This window comes from Pedobacter cryoconitis (assembly GCF_001590605.1).
Lineage (GTDB): Bacteria > Bacteroidota > Bacteroidia > Sphingobacteriales > Sphingobacteriaceae > Pedobacter > Pedobacter cryoconitis_A.
The window spans coordinates 1,687,795-1,709,494 of the sequence record NZ_CP014504.1 but is presented as its reverse complement, the minus strand read 5'-3'; the positions used below and the strand labels follow the sequence as shown (position 1 = coordinate 1,709,494).

The 21,700-nt window shown below is 37.5% G+C and carries 21 protein-coding genes and 1 tRNA gene; 12 read left to right on the top strand and 10 right to left on the bottom strand.

The features are described 5' to 3' along the window. The first annotated feature begins 38 nt into the window (after positions 1–38). The 5 genes from uvrA (at position 39) to AY601_RS07275 (ending at position 5,318) form a co-directional block, all read left to right on the top strand. Entirely contained in the window at positions 39–2,606 is a 2,568-nt protein-coding gene (gene uvrA / locus AY601_RS07295; protein WP_068407281.1) for an excinuclease ABC subunit UvrA, read from the top strand. Next, positions 2,582–2,845: a hypothetical protein gene (locus AY601_RS07290; protein WP_157287767.1), complete on the top strand. Its 264-nt coding sequence runs from the start codon at positions 2,582–2,584 to the stop codon at positions 2,843–2,845. Before uvrA ends, AY601_RS07290 begins: the two co-directional genes overlap by 25 nt. Positions 2,846–2,869: 24 nt before the next feature. After that, complete coding sequence (locus AY601_RS07285; protein ID WP_068398592.1) at positions 2,870–3,094, top strand: hypothetical protein; 225 nt, start codon at positions 2,870–2,872, stop codon at positions 3,092–3,094. A 38-nt stretch (positions 3,095–3,132) separates the two neighbouring features. Then, complete coding sequence (locus tag AY601_RS07280) at positions 3,133–3,339, top strand: YdeI/OmpD-associated family protein (RefSeq protein WP_068398589.1); 207 nt, start codon at positions 3,133–3,135, stop codon at positions 3,337–3,339. Between the two features lie 98 nt (positions 3,340–3,437). Continuing rightward, positions 3,438–5,318, top strand: a complete 1,881-nt coding sequence (locus tag AY601_RS07275) for a sensor histidine kinase (RefSeq protein WP_198163638.1) — start codon at positions 3,438–3,440, stop codon at positions 5,316–5,318. A gap of 44 nt (positions 5,319–5,362) precedes the next feature. Here AY601_RS07275 and AY601_RS07270 read toward each other — a convergent pair whose 3' ends face one another. Then, positions 5,363–5,956, bottom strand: a complete 594-nt coding sequence (locus AY601_RS07270) for a phospholipid scramblase-related protein (RefSeq protein WP_068398582.1) — start codon at positions 5,954–5,956, stop codon at positions 5,363–5,365. A 135-nt stretch (positions 5,957–6,091) separates the two neighbouring features. Here AY601_RS07270 and AY601_RS07265 point away from each other — a divergent pair, with 135 nt between their 5' ends. Continuing rightward, positions 6,092–6,460 (top strand): YccF domain-containing protein, encoded by a 369-nt coding sequence (locus tag AY601_RS07265; protein WP_068398579.1) that lies wholly within the window; start codon positions 6,092–6,094, stop codon positions 6,458–6,460. A gap of 182 nt (positions 6,461–6,642) precedes the next feature. Beyond that, positions 6,643–6,719: transfer RNA gene (locus tag AY601_RS07260), tRNA-Arg, on the top strand. A gap of 298 nt (positions 6,720–7,017) precedes the next feature. On the opposite strand, the gene AY601_RS07255 is transcribed toward AY601_RS07260, so the two are convergent. Continuing rightward, positions 7,018–7,887, bottom strand: coding sequence for an SDR family oxidoreductase (locus AY601_RS07255; RefSeq protein WP_068398576.1), 870 nt, complete (start codon positions 7,885–7,887; stop codon positions 7,018–7,020). A 120-nt stretch (positions 7,888–8,007) separates the two neighbouring features. Here AY601_RS07255 and AY601_RS07250 point away from each other — a divergent pair, with 120 nt between their 5' ends. The 3 genes from AY601_RS07250 to AY601_RS07240 all read left to right on the top strand — a co-directional run bounded on the left by AY601_RS07250 (position 8,008) and on the right by AY601_RS07240 (position 11,011). Continuing rightward, positions 8,008–8,322 carry a winged helix-turn-helix transcriptional regulator gene (locus AY601_RS07250; protein ID WP_068398573.1) on the top strand — a complete coding sequence of 105 codons (315 nt, stop codon included), beginning with the start codon at positions 8,008–8,010 and terminating at the stop codon, positions 8,320–8,322. An 857-nt stretch (positions 8,323–9,179) separates the two neighbouring features. Beyond that, positions 9,180–9,401, top strand: a complete 222-nt coding sequence (locus AY601_RS07245) for a hypothetical protein (protein ID WP_157287765.1) — start codon at positions 9,180–9,182, stop codon at positions 9,399–9,401. A 68-nt stretch (positions 9,402–9,469) separates the two neighbouring features. Next, complete coding sequence (locus AY601_RS07240; protein ID WP_068398567.1) at positions 9,470–11,011, top strand: glycosyl hydrolase family 28-related protein; 1,542 nt, start codon at positions 9,470–9,472, stop codon at positions 11,009–11,011. Between the two features lie 245 nt (positions 11,012–11,256). On the opposite strand, the gene AY601_RS07235 is transcribed toward AY601_RS07240, so the two are convergent. The 7 genes from AY601_RS07235 to AY601_RS07210 all read right to left on the bottom strand — a co-directional run bounded on the left by AY601_RS07235 (position 11,257) and on the right by AY601_RS07210 (position 17,419). After that, entirely contained in the window at positions 11,257–12,447 is a 1,191-nt protein-coding gene (locus AY601_RS07235; RefSeq protein ID WP_068398565.1) for a hypothetical protein, read from the bottom strand. Between the two features lie 303 nt (positions 12,448–12,750). Beyond that, a complete protein-coding gene (locus AY601_RS07230) occupies positions 12,751–13,875 on the bottom strand; it encodes an FAD-dependent monooxygenase (RefSeq protein ID WP_068398562.1) in 1,125 nt (374 codons plus the stop codon). A gap of 81 nt (positions 13,876–13,956) precedes the next feature. Then, entirely contained in the window at positions 13,957–14,802 is an 846-nt protein-coding gene (locus AY601_RS07225; protein WP_232324713.1) for an AraC family transcriptional regulator, read from the bottom strand. A 470-nt stretch (positions 14,803–15,272) separates the two neighbouring features. Then, positions 15,273–15,482: a sensor histidine kinase gene (locus AY601_RS07220; RefSeq protein WP_068398557.1), complete on the bottom strand. Its 210-nt coding sequence runs from the start codon at positions 15,480–15,482 to the stop codon at positions 15,273–15,275. After that, the gene (locus AY601_RS26020; protein ID WP_232324712.1) at positions 15,457–15,624 is read right to left on the bottom strand and encodes a hypothetical protein; all 168 of its coding nucleotides are present in this window, start codon (positions 15,622–15,624) and stop codon (positions 15,457–15,459) included. Before AY601_RS26020 ends, AY601_RS07220 begins: the two co-directional genes overlap by 26 nt. Positions 15,625–15,683: 59 nt before the next feature. Then, positions 15,684–16,889, bottom strand: a complete 1,206-nt coding sequence (locus AY601_RS07215; RefSeq protein ID WP_084359141.1) for a DUF2252 domain-containing protein — start codon at positions 16,887–16,889, stop codon at positions 15,684–15,686. 158 nt (positions 16,890–17,047) lie between these two features. Next, complete coding sequence (locus AY601_RS07210; RefSeq protein ID WP_068398551.1) at positions 17,048–17,419, bottom strand: hypothetical protein; 372 nt, start codon at positions 17,417–17,419, stop codon at positions 17,048–17,050. Between the two features lie 131 nt (positions 17,420–17,550). On the opposite strand from AY601_RS07210, the gene AY601_RS07205 reads away from it, so the two are divergent. Both AY601_RS07205 and AY601_RS07200 read left to right on the top strand, forming a co-directional pair. Further along, positions 17,551–18,075 (top strand): GNAT family N-acetyltransferase, encoded by a 525-nt coding sequence (locus AY601_RS07205; protein ID WP_198163637.1) that lies wholly within the window; start codon positions 17,551–17,553, stop codon positions 18,073–18,075. A 195-nt stretch (positions 18,076–18,270) separates the two neighbouring features. Beyond that, positions 18,271–20,535 carry a tetratricopeptide repeat protein gene (locus AY601_RS07200; RefSeq protein WP_068398544.1) on the top strand — a complete coding sequence of 755 codons (2,265 nt, stop codon included), beginning with the start codon at positions 18,271–18,273 and terminating at the stop codon, positions 20,533–20,535. Positions 20,536–20,696: 161 nt separating this feature from the next. Here the strand turns inward: AY601_RS07200 and AY601_RS07195 are convergent, their stop codons facing one another. Continuing rightward, entirely contained in the window at positions 20,697–21,614 is a 918-nt protein-coding gene (locus tag AY601_RS07195) for a cation diffusion facilitator family transporter (RefSeq protein WP_068398542.1), read from the bottom strand. Between the last annotated feature and the right edge of the window lie 86 nt (positions 21,615–21,700).

Genomic DNA, 21,700 nt, shown 5'->3' with positions numbered 1-21,700 from the left:
AATTTTCTGGCTTGGCTGTTATGATATGGAATACTCCAATGGCAAATCAGAAAAAACAAACATTTACAGGCTTCGTCAAAGTACGTGGGGCCCGCGAAAATAATCTCAAAAATATAGACCTGGAAATTCCCCGTGATGCATTAGTTGTATTCACGGGTGTTTCTGGTTCTGGAAAGTCGTCTTTAGCTTTCGGAACATTATATGCTGAAGCACAGCGCCGTTATCTCGAATCAGTATCTCCTTATGCCAGACGGCTATTTAACCAGATGGCTATTCCAGAAGTAGATGAAATAGAAGGTTTACCGCCAGCAATTGCTTTACAGCAGCAGCGTGGATCTGGTACTACACGTTCTTCTGTAGGTAGTGTGACCACCTTATCGAATTTAATGAGAATGCTGTATTCGCGCGCCGGAGACTATCCTGATGGCCAATCAATTATTTATGCAGAAGCATTTTCTTCCAATACACCTGAAGGTGCTTGTCCGGAATGTCATGGTTTAGGGAGAGTTTACGAAGTTACCGAGCAATCTATGGTCCCTGATGATTCGCTTACGATCCGGGAGCGGGCTATTGCTGCATGGCCAACTGCCTGGTTAGGCCAGAATTTCAGGGATATCCTCACTACATTAGGTTATGATGTCGATATTCCATGGCGTGACCTTCCGCAAAAACAACGGGATTGGATTCTTTTTACGGAAGAAAAACCAGTAGTTCCAGTATATGCCGGATTTAATCCGGCACAAGTCAAAGAAGCACTCCAAAATAAACTCGAGCCCAGCTACATGGGGACCTTCACCGGCGCTAAAAAATATGTGCTCCATACTTTTGCCAATACGCAGAGTCAGCTGATGAAAAAGAGAGTCTCAAAGTATATGCTAAGCGGGGAGTGTCCATTGTGTCATGGTAAACGTTTACGCCAGGAGTCACTCGCGGTAAAATTTGCAGGACTGGATATTGCAGCGTTGTCAAGAGTTACACTGTCCCGCTTAAATGAGATCTTTCGTCCTTATACGGAAGAGAAAGCCACGCCATTAACCAAGGCAGAAAAAGCGCATCCCGAAAAAGCGATGGTTACGCAGCGGATTGCTCAGGATTTGGTTGCCCGTATTGGCGTGATGCTTGATCTGGGGCTTGGATATCTGAACCTGGAAAGAAGTACCCCCACACTTTCACCAGGAGAATTACAACGTTTAAGGTTGGCAACACAAGTGCGTTCTAATCTTTTTGGGGTCGTTTATGTACTAGATGAACCTTCTGCAGGTCTGCATCCTGCAGATACTGAAGCATTGCTACGGGCTTTAGACAGATTAAAGGATTCAGGGAATTCACTTTTTGTAGTAGAACATGAGGTTGATGTGATCCATCATGCCGACTGGATTGTAGACGTGGGGCCAGATGCAGGAGAAAAAGGAGGCCATGTATTGTATAGCGGCCCACCCGAAGGACTCAGTAAAATTGAAAATTCAGTGACCAGAAATTATATTTTTGGAATGCAACCTGTTACCCCTAAAAAAACCAGAATACCTAAAGCATGGCTTCGTCTGGAAAACGTTACCCGTAACAATCTGAATAACTTAGCTGTTTCTTTTCCGTTGGGTGTATTTACCAGTGTAACTGGAATTTCGGGCTCCGGAAAGAGCAGTTTAGTGAGCCAGGCATTGGTTGAACTGGTTGCAGGCCAGCTGGGTCAGGAGGCAGAACTACTGACTGCTTCAGCAGAAGAAGCTGAAACACTGGAACTGGACAAAGTGTTGACTAAAGACGGAAAAATTACGGAAGGAATGGACGCGATTAAACGCCTGGTACGTGTAGATCAGAAACCGATAGGCAGGACACCAAGATCAAACCTGGCTACCTATACTGGATTATTTGATCAGGTCAGGAAGCTTTTTGCAGCGACTGAAATGGCTAAAAGCCGGCGTTATGATGCAGGGCGTTTTTCTTTCAATGTCGTTAAAGGCCGCTGTCCGCATTGTGAAGGAGAAGGCTTTGTAATGGTTGAATTGTTATTTTTACCCAGCGTATATGCGCCATGCCCAACTTGCAAAGGCACAAGATACAACCACAAAACACTGGAAATCAAATATAAAGAAAAGAATATTGCGGATGTATTAGGGATGACTGTCGATGCCGCCTGTGAGTTCTTTAATGCAGAGCCGCAAGTGTTCCGCGCACTGGATGTGGTGAGACAGGTTGGTTTAGGTTATTTAAGATTGGGACAGCCGGCAACAGAACTTTCTGGCGGGGAGGCACAGCGAATTAAGCTCGCTACCGAACTCCAGCGTATTCAACATGGAAATACACTCTATATCCTGGACGAGCCGACTACAGGACTGCATCCAGCTGACGTAGAAAAATTAATGGCCCAGCTGGATAAGCTTGTAGCACAAGGAAACACAGTTGTTGTGGTAGAACATGATATGCATGTGATTGCTGCAAGCGACTGGGTGATTGATATTGGCCCTGAAGCTGGTGAAAAAGGAGGGATGGTTGTGGCTTCCGGTCCTCCGGCATTGGTAGCGAAGTCAAAAAACAGCCGTACTGCACCTTATTTAAATAAATTTTTTAATGCTGAACACACATGGAAAAGCCCGATGCCACTATAAGAATGCGATTGCCACTTCCTATGGGTAAAACGCTGTTTGCTGGTGTATTTTTATTTATCGGATTTGTGGCTACATTGATCTTATCTTTTGAATATCAGAATCAGCTGGAAGAATTAATCGGGATAAACCTTGCTCAGATATCAATTGTGACTATAATGATAGTATTAATTATTCCATGGGTAATAATTGCCTGGATATTCATCAGAAAATTTGCACATTACGGACTTTTATGTTTATAAAATGATTATTTAACGGTTACCAGTATGGAAAGCAAAAAGATAATTAAAAACTATCCTGCAAGTGCAATTGCTTTTGTGAAAATACAGTACCTGTCTTATACTTTCACTGTGAAGAATAAGTACAGTTTCCAGAGTATAAACATGTCTGTAGACAAGAAAAATGAAAGTCAGCTGATGGAATTTAATCCTGTTTTTCATGCTTTTGTCCAGCGGAATAAAATACCTATACAAGAAGGAGTGGTGCTGTAATTTTAAGAATAAATCAAATCTCCAAGAAATCAATTCAAATGGAAACGAACACCAGCATACCCGAAGATTTGCAAAAACTATTTGATCAGAAAGAAACGGCTTATAAAAACTTTCAGTCATTTTCCGCTTCTTCTAAAAGAATTATCCTGGAATGGATCCTTAAAGCAAAAAAAACTGAAACAAGGGAAAAAAGAATAGTTCATACTGTTGAACTTGCTGAAAGAAATATAAAAGCTAACCATTAACAACTGAACTGATAAACCCCTGATTTTAAACATGGCCGGATATTTGATCCCTCCATCGACGAATGGGTTTTTTAACCGAGCTACTCATTTTCTATCCTATGTTTAAATTTCCTGTTCTCTCATTTATCCTCATTATTTCTTTAGTCAATTATACCCGTGTATTTTCCCAGACTCACGAAATTAACAGGCTCGAATCAAGCATCCATTTAATTAAAGACAGCATAAAATATGTAGATGTGCTGAACAGGATCGCGATATTATCTCATATGAACTACCGTGATTCCTGTAAATTTTACGCACAAAAAGCTAAAGCAATAGCGATAAGGCTCAATTACAATAAGGGGATTGCTGATGCTTTAAATTGCGAGGCTATCTCCAACGTTTCTGTGAATAATTATCTCTCTGCAAAATATTTTAATGATGCACTCCGGATTTATAAATCAATCAATGATCAGGGAAATGTCTGCCATGTACTCATGAATATTGGTGTGCTGATGTCTGTAGACAAGGATGACAAGGAGGCTTTACGCTATATTTACCTGGCTTATGAAAAGAGTAAATCCCTGAAGCATGATTCTATCCGCGCACTGATTATCAGTAATGTCATCTCTATAGATCAGAATCTTAGTCAGAAAAAATCAATGATGTTGTTTAAAGAGGGTCTGGCAATTGCCCAAAAATATAAGGATGAAAGATTACTTTTGTTTTACGAAGAAGTACGCGCATTACAAATTTACAATGCTGGAGAAAAACAAAAAGGAATTGCAATACAAACCAGAATACTGCATAAAGCAGATAGTTTAGGTCTTCAATATACAAAAGTAGAGTGTTATATTGGCTTAGGTGATATTTTTCTTGACTCCGAAAATACACAAGCAGGTCTTGATTATTATAAAAAGGGATTAGATACTTCCAGAAAGTACGGCTACCCTGAATTTTATTTACTTCTATCAGAGCGGTTGTATAATTTTTACAAATCACATAACCAGATGGACAGCGCTTACTTTTATATGTCACTATTACTTGCTAAGCGCGATGTTATCAGCAAAGCGACCAATAAGTCTGGCTATAATTATATGAATTTTGCTTTGAATGAGAATGAAAATAAAGAACTCAAACTGAAGGAGAATTCAAATCTTAAAGTAATAACTTTGCTTGGTTGTTTGTTTGCTGTAAGCATGGCTATGCTATTTGTTATTTATCGCTCCTTAAGAATCAAAAGACAATACGGAGATGTTCAGCACGAATTACATGAGGTCGCAGTAAAACAAAATAAGGAACTACAGCAAACGAATCATTTCAATACCATGCTAATCTCTGTGATTGCGCACGATATCAGACAACCTTTCAGTACCATCGTAATGCTTTCCAGCGTGTTCAATACGGATGTTGATTTGTTAACCGAAGAAGAAAAATTGGAGATCATGGCAGAACTGAGTGAAACTTCACAAAAAAGCCTTTCTTTCATGGACGGATTGCTGGAATGGATTAAATCTCAGAAAAGCGGCTTCAAATATCAGCCATCAAAACTTCTCCTAAACGAACTGATCCCCGAGGCAAATTCCTTCTTTAAAATAGCCCAGGCCAAAAAGAATATTAAACTGGTTCTGGATATACCTGTACAAACTGCAGTGCTCGCGCATCGGTATATGCTACTTTTTATTATCCGGAACATGCTTAACAATGCGACTAAATATTCACCAGCAGCAGGAACTATTCATATCTCTTGTTATTCAAAAGATGAGCGTATAGTGATTGCGATCAAAGATCAGGGCGAAGGAATGAGCCAGGATAAAGTTGATCAGCTTTTCAAAGCCAATGCAAGCGACTGGGAAAATACAAATGATCAGGGCGCGGGCCTTGCCTTAAGTATTTCTTATGACATGGCACTGTTGATGGGCGTAAAAATATGGGCAACAAGTAAAATAGGAGACGGGACTACTTTTTATATCTCAGGGATACCAAAAGATTTAGCCTGAACTCCTGACTTCAAATAGATGGGCAGAAACTACTCAAAAACAGCCTACTTTTGATTTTTTAATACCATATCAATAGTAATTGCCGCTGATAAAATAGCAACTTTATGTTTGCTTTCTGTATAATGTGGATCAATATGTACGTTGTATTTATCAGCTTTTGTAAAGATTTCCCGCATTGCACCAGCCCATTTTTTACTGATTGTACCGATTTCATTTTCATTACCATCTTTGATCTGGAATGCCCAGGCTTTCCAATCTCCTTTGATCTCAGCGATCAACTGACCTGAATTATCTAAAATCCTGAAAGTTGGTTTAAATAATTTAAACTTCTGCTGAATAGAAGCCAGCTCATTTCCATCAGGATCACTTACTATGATTTTTGACATAAAAAAAGTCCAGCCTCTGGATATTGTAGCCTGCACTTCTTCTTCAGAATTTACAATTTCCAATTTAAAAGGTAAAGCTGGTTTACCGATCAAAAGTGTCAGAAGTTTTTGCCCAAAAGATAAGGTTTGTCTGACTGCACCAATGTTTTCACCAGTTTCATTGAATATATTATAGACGTTCGCAAACTTGAAAAAATGTATTTTTTCATCAATAAAGTAATCGTGACCGTTAAAGAAATTAGTTTTACTCATAAACCTGCGTTAGTAATGATCCGCAAATTTGTATTAAATAATCGGAAGTTTATAATTAATGATAATAATTATCACTTAGATTGTAACTAATTCAGTAATTTCTTATCTTAATTACAAAAGACAAAAGCATACAATATGAACTTTTCAGGCAATATAATATGGATTATTTTCGGTGGGATATTTATCTTCTTTGAATACATCATAGGAGGGCTGATTCTTTGCCTGACGATTATTGGAATCCCCTTCGGACTCCAGTGTTTTAAATTTGCCATTGTCGGGCTAGCGCCATTTGGAGTTAAAATCACAGATACCTCATCCAATACAGGTTGCCTGTCAACCGTTATGAATATTATATGGTTCTTTTGTGGTGGTGTTTGGATTGCACTTACACATTTATTCTTTGGAATACTTTTATGTATCACTATTGTGGGCATCCCATTTGGAAGACAACATTTCAAACTCATGAACCTTGCATTTTCACCATTTGGGAAATCGATCAGTTAGTATGAATTAATTGATATTAATCCTGATTAAAGATCATATCAAAATAAGAAGGGGAGGAATAGAAAACAGCAAAATTATTCTGCCTGATTGCAAAGTAGTTAGGTTTTTTACAGTAGAAAAATGCAATTCAGATTTGCGACTTCTGATTTTTTCTCCTATCCTTGCGACCCTTAACAAGAAATGCATCCATAGCTCAGCTGGATAGAGCAACGGTTTTCTAAACCGTAGGTCATAGGTTCGAATCCTATTGGGTGTACCAGGAAGCTCTTAACTTGATTGTTAGGGGCTTTTTTAATTAAAAACATCACTAAAACCATTAAAAAGTACTAATTTTCTACTTATCTTTTTGATTCGATAATATGAATTTATAATTGCTGCTTTTGTAAATTGAAGTTTATTTTCACTGCTTTTTATATCATTCTGATAACTTGTCGATGTTGCTTCCCCCAATCTATCAGATTTTCTACACTATTTAGTCTTTCTGAGAGATTATAATAATATCCGGCCCGGTGAGTCCCGGGCCCGGATGTTAATTCTATGCTGTAAGCCTGTTTGAATTATTTAACATATATACTTCTTAAAAAATCTTTTAAAGATATCGGACTTCTTCCTAATAATTGTTTGACATGACTTTTATTGGAGTCGAACTCTCCTCTGGCTATTGCACCAGCGTACCTTGATAGATACTCTGCATCATCATGAGAAAGCCCCTGCTGTACAAGCTGGTCAACATATGACGTTACGTTAGTTTGGTTATAAGCTACCGTTTTTCCTGTGATTTCTGATATTAGGACAGCAATCTCAGCGAAGGAGAAAGCGGTCTCTGCAGCGATGAAATATTCTTTGTTTTCATGCTCAGGAGTAGTCAGAACAACAGCTATAGCTTCAGCCATTTCTGTTATTGGTAAAAAAGGTGTTTTACCGTTTCCGGCGGGGATGGAAATACCTTCATCCAATATATTATTTCCGGAAATAATGGGAATCAAGTCAGCATATAGTGTATTATCCATCAAAGTATACGGTACAGCTATCTTTTTTAGATAATCACTTGTGTCTGCATGATATTGAACATCTCCATACATTATACTTTGGCGCAGGTCTTTCATATCAAAACTGGTATAAATGAGATGACTAACACCAGTTTCCTTGGCAGCATTAATTACGTTTTTATGTTGCTCAAACCTTTGAGCTATTTCAGCTGAAGAAGATATCAGCAGTAGCTTCTCCACATCTTGGAAGGCACTTTTTAAAGACTCAAAATTCTGATAGTCGCCAATCCGCACCTGAATGCCTTTTGATTTCAATTCTGCCGATTTGGATTCATCTCTTACCAATGCTGCAATATTGTGTGCGGATATGCCTTTATTCAATAAAGAATTAATAGTGGCCTTGCCTAAGTTACCAGTTGCACCAGTTACTAAAATCATAGTTTTTGTTTTAAGATAAATAATCAATTACTTTTGTTAGGCAAAGAAACTGAAATCGGTACTATAAAATACCTTATCCAGTTGTTAACAAAATATAAACTGGTAACCTTGAAGTAACAAATGGAAAATAACTTAGCTCATGCTGAATGTCCTGCTATAGCAACGATAGCTCTGCTTGGAGGACGGTGGAAAGTGATCATTTTGCATGTGCTTTCCAAGAATGCCAGGCGTTTTGGAGAAATTAATGTTCGGGTGCCTTCTATATCAAGAAAAGTACTAACTGAACAACTGAGAGAACTTGAAGCTGATGGCTTAATTAGCAGGAAACAGTTCGGGGAGTTTCCCCTTCGAGTAGAGTATGCGCTCACAAAATATGGGGAAAGCCTTTGCCCATTGTTAGCTTATATAGCAGCATGGAAAAAAGAAAATGCTTAAGATTATTATATCAAATAAAGTGATAATCTTTAATTAAAAGCACTTTGTTTTTATAGTCTTGGCGCAATAGACCGAGCCATGATAGATAGGCTCAACGTAATGGTGCGTAGCGAAGCTTATTCACACTATATCATGTTTAATATTGATCTGTAAGGAGCTTAATTTTAAATGTTACTCCATATTATGTTTTAAGTTTGCAATTCATTCCTTCAGATTCTTTTTCGTACTCTTATGCGTCAATATTATCCATTAATAATAACTCACTCGTCTTGGTGATCCAGTTATTCTAAATAGTGGTTCAGCGCATACATTTTTCATGTTCTAATTGAACATTTTCGGATCAAGTCATCAACTTGTGGAGCAGGCTCTTTTTAAGCATAAATTTTGATACGCTCAACAGAAAGTCTTAGCTGTCACGGATGCTCTTATGCCGCTGGAAGTTGCGCTGAAAGCTTTCAATTTGCATGGGAATGACTCAGGGGGAACAAGGCCGGGCTGTTCGTCAATAAATTCAAAATAGCTAAATAATAAAGCTATATCGGCCGGGTACTGGTCGGGTACTCGTTAGGGTAAGAGCAGTGCTAAAGTAACGCGAGAGCATGGCAAGTCTAAGTCAAAACAACTAGTTGAAATGACCTGGACCTGCCATAGTTAAAGCCCGTTCTCAACCTGATGTCATCCCGACCACCACTCAGGCACAACCAAACCATAACTGGTTGAAGATTAATGAAATTATAATTTTCCCTTGGGCTAACCCATGGACAATTGCAGACAGCTGCGGACAATTACGGCCATTTTTTACGCATCAGGATAATCTTTAACGCGAATAGCTTACATTGGTGGAAAGGCATTTATTTATGATGAGAAGTTTAACGGGTAAATTTTCAAAGGGAATCCTGGGCGGTTTCATTTTTAAAGCAGCAGTTTGGCGTACAACTTGTTTCAAAAGTTCTGTACTGGGCATAATGAAACAAGCAATGGAAACCGAAAAAGGCATCAGAGAACTTTCGTCAAAGTGGCCAGCCTGGAAAAATCAGGAAGTAATTAGCTTATTAAAGAATCGTAACCAATTACATTGATCAATTGTAAAGCGAAAATAATGTATATTAAAAAACAAAAATCAGTCACATTTTAAATTCCTCACAGCATGCCTACTTATACAAATGAACTTAACGTAGAAAAAGTTATACTAGATAAATTAAACTCTCTTAAGACTATATCAAATATTTTAGATCAATATACTGGAGAACTAGTAACATTTAATGAGACTACAGAGATTACAAATGATTTGGAATTGGATGGTGTTATTTATGTAAAGTTTGGAGATGATTATTTTAAAAGAAATTTTACCGGAAGCATTAACATTAAGTGGTTCGGTGCAAGGGGCAATGGTATTCATGACGATTATGAAGCAATACAAGGAGCTATTAATTATGCACAAAAGCAAGGAATATCCTTATTTATACCACAGGGTATTTTCAAAACTTCTGGAACCTTACGAATAACACTAAGGATTCATATATATGGGGAGGGAATGTGGCAATCTCAGATAATATATTCTGGTAACGACTCTGCTATAAGAATTATACCACCTACTGATAGGACGAGCAACACAGGCACATATTTTCACGACTTTATGGTAAAGCCCCAAATTGGAGGAGGTGGAAAATATGGTATTGAAGTTTATCTGGGCATTAATGCTTATTTTTCAAATTGGGAATTTAATAGGATTTTTGTTGGAGATTTTGGCAATTTTGGTATTAGATTAGACAATTCATCCAGAAATGTGGATGGTTTTTTCGCATTCACGATCCGTAGATGTTGGATACAAAATGGCTTAAATGGCGATAGCGTAGGTGATTCTATAACTATAAGTGAAAATACAATCACAGGTAACAGGATACTTTCACCTGGTATTTTATTTAGTGGCATAGGTGGTGCCAGGCAGATTATTATACGTGAAAATAACATCACTACTCAACATGGAGCTATTGCATTGCTAGCTATGGAACAAACACAAGTTTGCTTTAATCAATTGGAACACGGTGCGGGCTCAGATTATTTAGGAATTTACCAATCTCAACTATATTTAGCAGATTGCATATATTGTGTAATTCAGGGTAACACAATTAGCCCTGCTCGTTCCGTAGGTTCTATAACTTCAGATTATGCAATCTATTTATCCGGAACAAGTATCGGAAATATAATTACCCAAAATGACATGTCAGTTGGTGCAGAAGGTAAATATATTGGCTTTGGGATTTCATCAAAGCGTAATATCTTGAAAACCGATAACGCATACTATGGTACTCTTAATTCAGAGGTTGAAACATTGGGAGTAGATAATTTAGGTATTGACAACTACGGTGTTGAGGTTTCTTTAACTTTATTAGCTAACTGGATTCCTTATGATTCTACTAGTGAAGTCTCGGCAAAAAAAATCGATTCTGGTTTGGTTGTTTTAAGAGGGGCAATTAAAGATGGAATACAGACATTAGGCACAACAATTTTTATATTACCTCAATTATTCCGACCTGTCAGGGAAAAAAGATTTCAAGTCACTAATTTCAATACCGGAACATTTTCATCAGCAACTTTGTTAATCAGGCCAACTGGAGAAGTAAATATTTTAGCTATTAATGGAAGTACCTTATTACAAATAGATGGGGTTTCCTATACTACTAATTAATCAAATTTAAAAACATCACTACCATTATTCCCGGTGGTGGGGCTACATAATATATTTCTTTGAAATGACGCGTTGGTATTTAATCAGAAACAGCACGAATCATGACAGGAGCTATACAAAATGGGGTACAGACAGTATAAGGTTAACTAAAGCTCGATGTAAGCCTTGTTGAGTCCAAAGGCAGAGTTATAACTCTGCCTTTTTAATATAATGAATATCCGGTTGTTGTTCAGAAAGCGATATAGCTACTTTTCTTTAACAAACCTGCTCGCAGTAACCTTAGGAATGATAACAAGCAGATCATATCCCTTAATAACTCTTTGCATTTTGATATCTGAAATTTTCAATCGTCCTTCATTCAGTTCTTTTCTTAATGGTAGCAGATCGAAACAAGACCATTGTTCACCATCGATTACTCTAGTAATAGGTTTCAGGCATTTGAGCATACTACTATTGGGGTTGATGTTTTCAGCAGGAAAACCTTCAAACGGGGAAGCCTGAGTCCCGGATACACCCAGAATCATGATATGCAGGGAGCTTTTGAAATTAGCATCATTGATGTTACTGACAAGGTTTCCCAAATCATAGATCTCCAGGAAACTCTCCCCGCCGGCAAGATGGTTTGCTCCATATTTGAAAAGATTTCTTTTGCCAGACCAACTTCCAAAGGTTTGCATGAGTTGGTTTTTCATGAGCTGAATCCTCAGATTATGGTTTTGGGATTTGTAGATCTTTGCACTCAGTTTAATTGCCTCGATAATCTTTGTTTCCTGTGTGCTTAATTTGAGCAGGGACAGCTTGTCTATATTTTTCGCAAAATCATCAGTCAATAGATAGAAGGGCTTATTCTGGTCTTTTAGAAAATTGTCAAAGTATAATTTCGAACTATCTGCAATCAGTTTGTAAAGATACTTTGCCTCTTTATTCCTGGTAGTCTGTTCTAATTCATTGCAGATTATCCTGTCGCCAATCAGGAGTATCTGGTCAGTTCCCCGTATGATGGTATTTGATATACTGAGCTGTTTTAAGAGTTCGAATTCAGGAGCAAAAGCATAGAAAGAAAAAGCATTTCCATAAGTGTTTACATAATTTCGCAACGCCAGTGGTGATAGGTTTTTGATCTTCCCCTGTAGAATCTCTGAGGTAAACGGGTCGATTTCACAGAAAAAATTTTCGAACTTGATCTTGGAAACAATAGCAGAGGTAAAATAGGGGATCTCATTGGTAAAATGGTCTTCGCCGATCAGGATGTCATTCGAAGCGGTCGCTTTTTTGATAATTTTTTCCCATCCGGCACCTAAAAATGTGTCCGCTTGTTTGACAAAAGTAGTCATATTGTTCCTGGCCAGACTGGTGAGTAAACTATCCTGTGCGAAAGTAGTCGAAGTTGCAGCGAAAAATAAAAATGCTGAGAGTATTAAGTTTTGTCGGTTCATTCAAATAGTTTGTTGTCATTAATTTTTTACAAGATAGAACAAATTTGCAATTCATATATACAGGATATCTGCAATCACATCATCAGTCCTGTATTAAAAATATATATCCGATATTCAGCGATATGTATAATCCGCCAACAGCCATCGCCCGGTAATTTTGTAGCATAAAATAACAAATATTAAAAAATCTCGTAGCTGGTACTGTTGCAGCACAGCTCAAAATTTCTCCCGGTTATCTTAGTGACTTACTCAGACAGGAAACCGGTTTAAATCCTTTAGCTTATCGTAAACAACATTAAAATATTAAAAGGGTACCTCTAGTGCATTCCTTTTACGAATAGCTTCTTCGGTTCTTGGAACCATTACTTCTAATCCAAATCTTACGGCATTGCCTTGAACTTCCTCAATAAACGGACGTAAATTTGTATTATAATCCTGAAACGCCAGTTCAAAATTCCCTTTGTGTTTGTGCATAGCAGCAGCTAATGCTGCTGCTCCATGAATTGCCAGCGATCCACCCATTCCAGCAGCAGGCGAAGCACAATAACCGGCATCGCCCACCAAAGCGACCCTGCCTTTTGTCCAGGATGGCATCTTTATTTGACTGAGTTTATCAAAGTAAAAAGTTTTCGTATTCTTTACTTCTTCCAGTAATTCCGGAGTTCTCCAGCTTTGTCCGGAAAATTGATCCAGAATGATCTCTCTTTGCTGCTGTTCATTCCGATAATCATAAGAAATCTCTTTTTCTGAATAGAAACAAAAAACAATATCGGTTTTATTATTATAGGCATTAAGCATAATCGCTTTATCCGGCTCATTATACATTTGTGAGGTGTTTTGTTTAATTAGCAATTTGTTTACGATGCTGATAGAAAAATACTGATTAAGAAAATGTGAATATTCATCTTCCTCACCAAACCAAATTTTTCTTACTGTCGAATGTAAACCATCACAACCAAATAACAAGTCAAATGAGCATTCCGGGCCATTTTTAAAGGCAACCTGTATGGCATCTTTCGTTTCGCTGATAGTAGTAATGCTATTGTTGAAAACAAATTCAACTTCATATTTGATGGTATTGAATAAAATATTCAGCAATATATCCCGTTCAATTTCACATTCATCGTCCGCGGCCCCTTCACCTTCTTTTTTCATCGGTATTGAACCTTCAGTAACATCATCGGAGTTTTTAAATTCCATTACTTCCATATTCAATCTGTTGGATTCGATTTGCTGGAAAATCTCCATATTCTTAACGATATCTACTGTGTCCCCGCGAATATCCACAGGTGTTCCGCCTTTTCGAAGTTCATTTGCAATCTCAACAACAGTTACTTTGTAGCCCAATTTATTCATCCAATAAGCGGTTGAAAGTCCGGCAAAACCTGCACCCGAAATGAGTACTTTTTTTTCTTGTGATGGTTCCATTTTTTATATGAGTTTATTTGACTCTGCAAAGGAACATCGCAACAGAAGGATAAATAATAGCAATACAAAGTAAGTATTGGACTAACCGCGTTTTTTATTGCGGAACGCTAAAGCGGTCATTCCCGTAACTTTGGTAAACAACCTTGAAAAATAGGGGTAATCATCATAGCCTAATGCTGTCGCAATTTCTTTTACTGATTGATCAGAATAATACAGCAACCGTTTTGCCTCTAAAATAATACGCTGCTGTATGTGATTTGAAACGGAATAACCAGTTGCGTGTTTAACACATTCGTTCAGGTAGGGTATGGAAAGATGCAATTTTTTAGCATAATCTGCCGGGCGTTTGAGATTGATATAATTAAGCTCCAGTATTTCCCTGAAAGCTTTGGTAACAATTTCAAATCTTGAAGCTTTGTCTGTTGATTTAGCTAGTTCTGAATATTGTGAAATAACGAATGCGGCCAATGCATTACAACTGTCTTTCAATAACGAATGATATAATTTGTCCGTTTTCCGTTTAGAAAATTTGATAGCAATTGATACCGCTTCAGAAATAATTGAAAATTCTTCTTCTTTTAATACTAACGGTTTTGCCGGAGTGATATCTTCCAATAATTTCAGGTACTGTGGATTCAGGCTCTCATTATTCATTGCCCAACTGCTCACTACGACATTTTCCATGGCAAGAATACGATGTATTTGATCGGGATGAACATAGATGATAGAGGACTGGTTAATTTGATATTCCTGAAAATCAATTTCAATGTGAACTGTTCCTTTTTCAAGCAGGAAGAATGAGTGGCGGTCTTCCCGATGCGATTGTTTTGCAACTTCAAACTCTTTTAGCGTTGCGTCGTCCCAAATAGATAAATTTTCAAAAGACATCGTTTCAATGGCGATACCTGCATCAAAATCATCAAACATTGTATTTACCGGAACGGATTTATTTTTCTTACGCATCTTCTTTTCAATTCAAATGGAAAGATCTTAAAATATTTTTTCATTGCCATACAATATTTCCAGCGGTTTGACGCTTTAATAGATGAGAGCGTTAATTTAGATAAGCGGAAATGGTCATTGATCATTTCCGCTTTCTTTTTTAAAACGTTTTTCTATTTCAAAAATCATTCTATTCAGATTGAAGACTACATTTCACTTAAAAGATAATCAGCGTATTAAAAACCCTTTTAAATCAAGATAATTAATATTATTGTTAATTTAAATATCAAAAACAAACAAATAGATAATAAAGTTATTTTTTTAAAAAATCAAACAATTAATATTTCATGAAAAGAAAATCACAAAACTACCTTACTACTGCAACAATTCTTTGTGTAACAGCGATTATAATTTCCAGCTGTTCAAAAGAAAGATTAGTAAAAACGGATTTTATACTAAACTGAAACTACAGCGACCGGTAAGCTAAACCAAAAAGTACTGCCTTCTCCGAATTCGCTTTCCACCCCGATTTTTCCCTGGTGCCGGTCTATAATTTCAGCACATAAATAAAGGCCGATACCAAAGCCTGAAACAATATCATCGTTCAGAACCCTATAAAAACGATCAAACAGTTTATCCTTATCCTGGCCCTGAATTAGGAACATTAAATATCTGTGTGCATAAACGGGCAATATTATCGAAAGAAGCCTCAGAAGGGCTATCCATAATCCTGTATCGTTTAAGTGCCTGAAGTCTTTCGGAATCATTATCCGGAATGATATTCATTCCGAAGGTATCTTCAATCATTTGATACTGATAAAGACGTTAAGAAAGTTTGCAAATATAAGTTATTTGCAGAATAATAATTAACTATTGGCATAGATACCCGAATCAACTCCGGTTTTAAATACCTTGAAATCCTTCTTCACCTTTTGTGCATATTTAAACGCATAGTCGATGAGTTTTTCCTGCCATGCTGTACTTCTACCAAATTCAATAAGTTCATCAGCAATGGCTGAACCCTTTCTGCCTGAACTTCTGATATGTGCCGAAGCTGTCAACGCTGCCATATCATCAATAACCTGAAAGATATCTCTGTATTGATCCTGAATTAATCTGAACTTGATCTTATCTTCAGCAGGTTGCATTTCTTTAACAACAAAAGCGTCCCCCTTAAAAACAGTATGGCTCAGCAGTGAGCAAGGCATATGCTGGGAGAGTTCCTGTGCAAAAACTACACGTTCAGCTTCAGTTTCCCATTGAGGCTGTGAAACTTTAACATAGGGGGTAAGTGCACTCGGCTGCGATTGCTTCATATCCACAATCAAATATTTCCCTTTCTTTAGCAAGTTTTCCAGTAAGAACATGTAGCGTTTTGTACCCACACTACCGGTGCCGGCCAGACGAAAAACGACATCACGTACTTTATAATTATAGGGACTTCTGCTATGGTTATTGATCCAGTCTGTCAAATGTTCCACTAAATCTTTTCTCAGGTCTTTATCCAGCTCAAAATGTCTTTCATCTTCCAGGGAAAGTACCAGTTTCCGTTTTCTGACTTCAGTACGTTTGTCCAGTAAGCGGCTTTGCTTCCGTTTAGAGACGGCCATCAAAAATGTACAAATGATACCTTTTGCAATTCTGGGTTCAATAGCAAGCGCTTTCCCCCGGGCTAAAACTGCACTGTAATTTTTCAGAAAGACATTTGCCATATTCATCGCTTTCAGGTCTTCCAGTTCTAAGAAATCAAAACAAAGGAAAATACTCGTCAGCATTCTGACCAATTCAAATGCTACAGGAGCCAGCAACGCTTCATCAAAGTCATTCAGGTCAAAATATACCTGACCATCGTCAGCCTTATAGCTCCCAAAGTTTTCTACATGCAAGTCACCACATATCCAGCTTAAAGGAGATTTCGGCATTGCTTTCCAAAGTGACAGGTCCTGATAAAAAATCTCGCAGGTTCCTCTGAAAAAACGAAAAGCACTTTCAGTCATTGCCTGGTATTTGAGCTGTACCATCTCAGCAAGCATGCCCTTATTAGAGGCGATGATTCGTTCTGATAAACTCATATCTGGTAAGTAGTGTTGTTAAATTTCATATGGAGCCAACTAGATTGGCGCTATAACCCATAACCAAACAAATGGTTTTAATTTCAAGCCGATTTATTGTATTTTATTATTAAAGTCAATAAAGCCGCCTGAAGACGGCTTTATTAAATAATATATTTTTAATCAGTGATATTTGGATCAGGGAGCAAAGTCAATCCTAATTGTTCAAGCCGGTATAATCTGGTTGTAGAAAACCACCCCTGGCCAGGAATATTGACTTTTGCAACAATGGTATCCATGAGTTTTAGCCTTAAACCTCCATGTCCCGTGGCATCAGTAGTCGTCGTTTCTCCAGTAGTTACATTGATTAAGGTAGCAAATGGAGCAGCGATTCCCGGGCCACCCGGAGTAAGACGATAATTACAAAGAATGGCTTTCAGAATCCGGAAGTCTTTTTTAACAGCGGGTTTTTCTTTAGCTACAGCTTGCGAAAAGGGAGTAAACTGTAGAAATAGCATGATCATGCTCAATAAGATGATTAATTTTTTCATTGGTAAATTAGTTTAGGTTAATAAAATGATATAATCAATATAACTATAAATTAACAACCCCATTAAGAAGATTGACACATTTATTTGTTCAATAAAAACTTATCATATTTCTGCTATCTTCGTTTTTTTACATGATGTCAATTTCAAAAGCTTCAATTTCTGATTTATCAGCGTTATTAAACTTAGTCAATACTACTTATCGTGGTGAAACCTCTACTAAAGGATGGACATCCGAAATTCTTTTATTAGCAGGGGAGATCCGTATAGATGAAGAAATACTAACGGACTACCTTACAAATCCATCCATTTCTGTTTTAAAGTTTACCAACCCTGCCAATCAGCTAATTGGTTGCGTTTACCTGGAGCAAAAAGAAGAGCATCTCTATTTAGGCATGCTTGCAGTTAATCCCGAATTTCAGGATGGGGGTATAGGAAGATTGCTTTTACATGGTGCTGAAGAACATGCCAGACAACTCAATTGCAATAAAATCAATATAACCGTGATTGAAGACAGAACAGAACTTATTGCGTGGTATCAAAGGAGGGGATATGTCACTACTGGCAGAAAATTCCCATTTCCTGTAGAATATCATAAATACGGCAAACCATTAAAAGAAATCATCCTGATTGAAATGGAAAAGAAAATCAATTTTTAGTTTTTGGTCTTATCCGGATACGCTAAAGTCTTGTCTGATATATTTTTTCAGCGTAAAGTGGTGCCCGTGCTTTTGTGTTTTTAAAAAAAATTAAGCTAAACAAGTCTCTTTATTTCGTGTAATCTTATATTTGCCGCTAAATTGAGCTATTATGTTAGCCATTCAACATAGCGCAGTGCATAGGATAAATTACATATGACAACCATACAAGACTTACAATCCCTTTATAATCAAGGTGAATTTTCAAAATGCCTTGAATCTTTGAATCCTTTTCTCCTGGTGAATCCTGATAGCATTGAAGGGCTGCTGCTCAAAGCCAGATGCGAATATCAATCAGCTAGTCAGACTTTTGATCCAGATACAAACGATATATCCTTATATATAACTGCATATCATAGTTTTGAATACGTTTTAAAACTTCAGCCTACGCATGAGGAAGCAATGTTATATGCTGCTTATATCAATATCTTTGTAACACAGGATAACTTACCAGAAGCACAGGTTTATTGTGATATCCTTGTTTTTTCAGAGAACGAAGATACCAGGTTAAAAGCGATCGGTTATCGCCGTCAGGTTAATTTTATCCTGGGAAATATGGAGCTTGTATTGGAAGATATAGATTTAATGATTGCACATTATAAAGCACTGTATCCTAACAATAGAAGTATCCTTGATCAGGAATTAGGCCTGCTTTATCTGGAAAAGACGAATATTTATCTGTGGCATAAAGAAGATGCGCTACAAGTGTTTCAGACCTTCAGAGAAGGTAAGGCGTATCCTCATCAAAATTATCTGACACATAATGCAGTTGCTTTACTTGCCTTAGATTACCAGCGATTAGAACTGGCTGGAGAAGCAGCTTTTATGGCCTTTACTTATAGCGATGAGCAGCCTAACCAAGAGCTGATTGACCTTTACCACAGGATTAACGACTTGAGCGCAAAAAGCAAACTGAATAAGCTATTGGTATATAGTTTAATATTGGCTTTAAGAAGATTTTCTGAACATTTAAAGGCAGACCCGATTGAAATATTAAGTCTTTCTCTTAGTTATATGAAAGTTTATCCTGATTGGGATATTCCATATCATTTTGCAGGTACATTTTTATTTGATGAAAAGAAGTATGAAGAAGCGCTTCCTTATTTGAAAAAGAGTTTAGAGATTGGAGGCCTGGCGCGAGGCCTTCGTCGTTATATTGATGCCAATTGCCGCATTATGGGGCAACTACCAGACATCGAATCTTTGCCAGCAGATTCTCCTGAAGCTTATTATGCTGCAGGCTGCGATTTTTATTATGAGTCTATCCCAAATATCTGGACTGAAGGACTTTCAGAGGAATTACAGGAAATCAAAGTCAAGTTTTATGAGATTTCTTATCAAGGCTTTTATGAATATTTCTATAATAACACTGGCGAAAGTTTAGCAAACGAGGTTCATACTTTTGCAATGTGCTGTAATAATTACGGAATAGCTCTTTCTGAAATCGGCGCTTTCGAAAAAGCTGCTGAAGTTCACGCTATTGGTTATTCTCTTTCTCCTTTTTGGGAGCAGTTGAATAGCTGGGGAACAGCGCTTAAGGGGTTGGAAAAATATGAGCAGGCGATAGAGATATACGAGGTGGCCGCAACTTATAGTAGTGATTACCTGTCTTTTTCAGCTTATCTGAGAATCAAAGCTGAGATTCTGGATATGACTTATAAACTGGGCCGTAATGAGCAAACTTATGAGATCCTGGACTCCATAACCGAGGAATATGACTCTTTTTTGGAAATTAATAAGAAAGAGCTCACAGAAGCTCAATTGTTTGAGCTAAGCGAACAATATATTATCATTCAAAATGTCCGCCATGATTTGCTGAGTAAAGGAAGCCCTGAAGATGCGATTAAAGCGTGGCAAAATGAGCTGGTTAAAAACCCCGATGATAATTCTGCCTGGTTTATGCTGATGCAGGAATATTATATCATCAAAGATTATAGCCAGTGTATTGCTTGTGCAGATAACTATCAATCTGTCAAGAAAGAGGCAATACAAGATACTTCACGTTGCAAAATTCATTATATGCGCGGATTATCTTATATGAACCTTGGCAATTACGAAAAAGCAATTGAAGATCTGAAAGCTTTAATTGCACCTTTAAAAATAGTTTACCCAGATAATGAGTACGAATTGAGCAGAGCTTATCTGCATCTTGCTGATTGTTATTTCATCTTGAATAAGTGGGATAATTGTAAGGAGAGTGCTTATCAGGGCATATTATGTTATATCAGGAATGAATGGGCCTGGGATGACGAACTTTTAAAGGTAAAATTACAATATGCAGATGCTTTATATAAAACGGGTTCTAAAGGTGAAGCTTTGGAAAATATAAAGAATATCCTGGAAGCTTATCCGGCTAACGAAGAAGCACTGAAAAGGAGGAAGGAGTGGAAAAAAGGATTGTTTTCTTTTTTTAAATCCTAAGTAGCCAGTTTAAATCAATTATTGTTTTAATAATGCATAATAATGCTTCATTAAAACAATAATCGACTATAAATTAAATGTTATCACTAACTGATAACATGGATAATACCTACAGAACACTATCAGTTTATAGGCATGTTTCAGGAATAAGCAACCAGTTTTTAAAACTTAAACTGCTTTGTAAACTCTTCTGGCTGTACAATAATGTAACGGATTAATGGGAATTCTCTTCTGATCCCAGCCTGAATAGCGTCAATAGCTTCATTGATTTGGTGGGTATTCAGGTCTTCTTTGAAAGTTGCGATCAGCATTAACAACACTTCCTCTGGTGACTGGTAAGTGGATACAACGGTTAAAACTTTGACAACTCCCGGAACTGCTTCAGTTTTCTCCACGATTTTTTGTCTTGATATTGCAGAGATTCCTTCGCCCATCAATAAGCTCCGGCTTTCTCTGGCCAGGATCAAAGAAACCCCGACTAACAACAGCCCGACTAATAAGGAGGCTACACCGTCCAGTTGTGGAATATGAAACTGGTGACCGATGACCATACAGATCATTACAATTGATAATCCTAAAACAGCTGCACCATCTTCAAAAAGCACTAAGAAGCTGGAAGGATCCTTACTTTTTACAATCGCGTTCCACCAGGTTTCATGACCTCTGACTTTATTGAAAGCTTTAGCAGCTATAATCAGGGAAGTGCCTTCAAAGACAACAGATAACGCAAGTACCACATAATTCCAGGTTGGATCTCCAAGAGGCTCTGGGTTTGAGATATGAATGATCCCCTGGTAAATAGAAATTCCTCCACCCAGACCAAAAATCAGGATGGAAACGATAAAGGAATAGAAGTAAAGCTCTTTTCCATAACCGAAGGGACGGAGTGCATCCGCAGGTTTCTTGCTTCTTTGTAATCCGAAAAGCAGTAAAAGCTGGTTAACAGTATCGACTACAGAATGTATCCCTTCGGAAATCATAGAAGCACTGTTGCTGAATGCACCTGCTATAAATTTGGTAATGGCAATAAGCAGGTTCGCTGCCAGCGCGCTGTAAATGGATGCTTTTTGATTAGCCATAAGTGTGAAATACGCAAGAAAATAAGAATCTTAAAAAGACTTTCCCTTACTGTACAAAAGTAAAGGCCAAAATGTTTTAAAACGGG